4 protein-coding genes and 1 pseudogene are annotated in these 3,532 nt (G+C 71.0%); 1 reads left to right on the forward strand and 4 read right to left on the reverse strand.

Features of this window, described 5'->3' with window-relative positions:
* Positions 1-74: 74 nt before the first annotated feature.
* From moaC to A9O63_RS18465, 4 genes are read right to left on the reverse strand one after another with little or no spacing between them, the layout of a single operon-like run.
* On the reverse strand, positions 75-554 hold the full coding sequence (gene moaC, locus A9O63_RS18450; RefSeq protein WP_069333226.1) for a cyclic pyranopterin monophosphate synthase MoaC: 480 nt from the start codon (positions 552-554) through the stop codon (positions 75-77).
* On the reverse strand, positions 554-1,366 hold the full coding sequence (gene trpC / locus A9O63_RS18455; RefSeq protein ID WP_069333227.1) for an indole-3-glycerol phosphate synthase TrpC: 813 nt from the start codon (positions 1,364-1,366) through the stop codon (positions 554-556). The genes moaC and trpC overlap by 1 nt, the downstream gene beginning before the upstream one ends.
* 29 nt (positions 1,367-1,395) lie before the next feature.
* Positions 1,396-2,412 carry an anthranilate phosphoribosyltransferase gene (trpD, locus tag A9O63_RS18460; protein WP_069333228.1) on the reverse strand — a complete coding sequence of 339 codons (1,017 nt, stop codon included), beginning with the start codon at positions 2,410-2,412 and terminating at the stop codon, positions 1,396-1,398.
* Positions 2,409-2,996 (reverse strand): anthranilate synthase component II, encoded by a 588-nt coding sequence (locus A9O63_RS18465; protein WP_069333229.1) that lies wholly within the window; start codon positions 2,994-2,996, stop codon positions 2,409-2,411. The genes trpD and A9O63_RS18465 overlap by 4 nt, the downstream gene beginning before the upstream one ends.
* 178 nt (positions 2,997-3,174) lie before the next feature.
* Here A9O63_RS18465 and A9O63_RS18470 point away from each other — a divergent pair.
* A pseudogene (locus A9O63_RS18470) lies at positions 3,175-3,532 on the forward strand (hypothetical protein); the annotation flags it as partial.

The following is a 3,532-nucleotide window of genomic DNA, read 5'->3' on the forward strand; positions in this document are numbered from 1 at the left end:
GCCCAGGGCCACGCGCTCGACCGGCAGCGGTGCGGCCAGCGCCAGCGTGCGCGCGAGCGCCTCCTCGACCGAGATCACGCGCTGGCCTCGAAGCGTCCCGACTTGCCGCCCTCCTTGAGGAGCAGCCGGATGCCCGTGATCTCCATGCCCTTCTCGACGGCCTTCACCATGTCGTAGATCGTGAGGCAGGCCACCGAGACGGCGGTCAGGGCTTCCATCTCGACCCCGGTCTGGCCGCCGGTCTTGACCGTGGCCTCGACCACGATGCCCGGCAGGGCGGGATCGGCGGTCAGCTCCAGCGCGACCTTGGTGATGGGCAGCGGATGGCAGAGCGGGATCAGATCGGCGGTGCGCTTGGCCCCCATGATGCCGGCCAGCCGCGCGACGCCCAGAACGTCGCCCTTCCCGGCCCGGCCCTCGGTCACGAGCGCCAGCGTCTCGGCGCTCATCTTCACCGCCCCGCGCGCCACGGCGAGCCGCGCCGTCACGGGCTTCTCCGAGACATCGACCATATGGGCGCGGCCGGACTCGTCGAAATGGGTCAGGCCCGACATCAGACCCCGCCCTGCGCCGTCAGCGGATCGGCGAGGATCGCGCGCGTCGCGGCCTCCACATCCGCCTGCCGCATCAGGCTCTCGCCGATCAGGAAGCAGCGCGCGCCGTAGCGGGCTAGATCGGCCAGATCCTCGGGCGTGTAGAGTCCGCTCTCGGAGACGATCAGCCGATCCTCGGGCACGCGGCGCGCGAGATCCCGGCTCACGTCGAGCGAGACCTCGAACGTGTCGAGATTGCGGTTGTTGATGCCGATCAGCCGCGACTTCAGATGTTCGGCGCGGGCCAGTTCCTCGCGGGAATGGACCTCGACCAGCACATCCATGCCCCAGTGGCTGGCCGCCGCCTCAAGCTCGAGCGCCTGGCTGTCGGTCACGCTCGCCATGATGATGAGGATGCAGTCGGCGCCGAGCGCCCGCGCTTCGGCCACCTGATAGGTGTCGTAGAGGAAATCCTTGCGCAGGCACGGCAGTTTCACCGCCTCGCGGGCCTGGCGCAGGAATTCGTCGGCGCCCTGGAACGAGGGGCTGTCGGTCAGGACGGACAGGCAGGTGGCGCCGCCGGCCTCATAGGCGCGGGCGAGGGCGGGCACGTCGAAATCCTCGCGGATGAGGCCCTTCGAGGGGCTCGCCTTCTTGATCTCGGCGATGAGCCCGTAGCCGGTGGCGGCGGCCGTCGAGAGCGCGCGGGCGAAGCCGCGCGGCGCCGGGGCTGCGCGGGCCGCATCCTCTACGGCCACCAGGGGGCGCTCGGCCTTGCGGGCCGCGATCTCTTCCAGTTTGTAAGCCTTGATGCGGTCGAGAATGGTGCTCATCGCCGGCCGGTCCCCCTCTTGTTTGGCCGTCAGGCGGCGTTCGTCAGCCGGGCCAGCAGGGCGACCTTCGCCTTGGCGGCACCGGACAGGATGCTGTCGGTGGCGATCTCCACCCCCTCGCGCAGGTCTGCCGCCCGGTCGGCCACCACGAGCGCGGCCGCCGCATTCAGCAGCACCGCATCGCGGTAGGCGCCGGGCGCGCCGTCTAGGAGCGCGCGGAAGGCCTGCGCATTCTCGGCGGGTGTGCCGCCCACGATCTCCTCGAACGGATGGACGGGCAGGCCCGCCTCCTCGGGATGCAGCTCGAACTCGCGGATCTGCCCGCCCTCGAGGGCCGCAACCTTCGAGGCGGCCGAGATCGCGAGCTCGTCCGTCCCGTCGCCGCCATGGACGAGCCACGCCTTTTCCGAGCCGAGCGTTGAGAGCACCTCGGCCATGGGCCGGATGAGGTCGGGCGAGAAGGCGCCGGTCAGCTGGCGTTTCACCCCCGCCGGATTGGTCAGCGGCCCGAGGATGTTGAAGATCGTCCGCGTCCCGAGTTCGGCCCGCACCGGCCCCACATGGCGCATGGCGGGATGGTGCATCGGCGCCATCATGAAGCCGATCCCCGCTTCCAGCAGGCAGGCCTCGACCTGTTCGGGGCCGATCATGACGTTGAGCCCCATCTCGGTCAGGGCATCGGCGGCGCCGGACTTCGACGAGAGGTTGCGGTTGCCGTGCTTGGCGACCGGCACGCCCGCCCCCGCCACCACGAAGGCCGTGGCGGTCGAGATGTTCAGCGTGCCCTTCCCGTCGCCCCCGGTGCCCACGATGTCGATGGCGCCGTGGGGGGCGCGCACCTTGTGGCATTTGGCGCGCATGACCGAGGCGGCGGCGGCATATTCGTCCACCGTCTCGCCGCGGGTGCGCAGCGCCATCAGCAGGCCCCCCATCTGCGCGGGCGTGGCCTCGCCCTCGAACAGGCACTCGAAGGCCAGCTCGGCCTCCTCGCGGCTGAGGGGGCGGGTGGCCGCGGTGCCGATCAGGGGCTTCAGCCGGTCGCTCATGCCGTCACCGTGGCGCGGGCGCTGTCGAGGAAGGTCCGCAGCATCTGGTGGCCGTGCTCCGAGGCGATGCTCTCGGGGTGGAACTGCACGCCCTCGATGGGCAGGCTCTTGTGGCGCAGGCCCATGATCGTGCCGTCCTCGAGCCAGGCCGTCACCTCGAGACAGTCGGGCAGGCTTTCCCGTTCGACGACGAGGCTGTGATAGCGGGTGGCGAGGAAGGGCGAGGGCAGGCCCGCGAAGACGCCCTTCCCCTCGTGGTGCATCGTGCCCATCTTGCCGTGCACGATCTCGTGGCAGCGCACCACCTTGCCGCCGAAGGCCTGCCCGATGGTCTGGTGGCCGAGGCAGACGCCCAGAAGCGGGATCTTGGCCTCGGCGGCGGCGGCGGTCAGCGGCAGGCAGATGCCGGCCGCGGCAGGATCGCAGGGCCCGGGCGAAAGCACGATCGCGTCGGGATGCATCCCCATCGCGGCCTGCACGTCGAGCGCATCGTTGCGCCGCACCACGACCTCGGCCCCGAGTTCCCCCAGATAATGCACGAGGTTGTAGGTAAAGCTGTCGTAGTTGTCGATGAGAAGCAGCATCTTGCGGCACCCCGAGGCGATGTGGAGGATAGGGGGTGAACCCTTGCGACGGTCGCGTTATACATGGGCCGAGCGGCGCAGGGGCGTCAAGGGGATGAACGGCGCAGTCAATGCGCGAAATGCCCCAGACGGGTCCGAAAGGGCCCGGCGGCGCAGGGGCGAGGGCAGGAGAGGCCAGATGAGCCGGGGTTTCCTTTCGGGCGTGGTGATGGGCGGCATCGTGGGTGGGATCGGTCTTGCGCTCGCCTCGCAGATGGCACCGCCGCCGGGCACGACATGGCCCGAGGCGCAGGCGGACGCAGCCCTGGCCGGGACCGACCCTGCACTCGGCGAAGCGTCCCGCCCTCAGGCGGCTGCCGAAGGCGCGCAGGAGACCTCCGGGACGGCCGATCCAGACGCGGCGCCCGCCGAGGGCGTCTCCGCGGGTGCCGCTTCGACCCCCGGGGCCGCCACCGATCTCGCGCCGCCTCCGGGCTCCGAATTCGCGCGGCCGCTGCCCGATGCGGTCCCCGTCGTGCCGTCGGCCGATCGCGCGC

This window comes from Cereibacter johrii (genome assembly GCF_001720585.1).
Taxonomy (GTDB): domain Bacteria; phylum Pseudomonadota; class Alphaproteobacteria; order Rhodobacterales; family Rhodobacteraceae; genus Cereibacter_A; species Cereibacter_A johrii.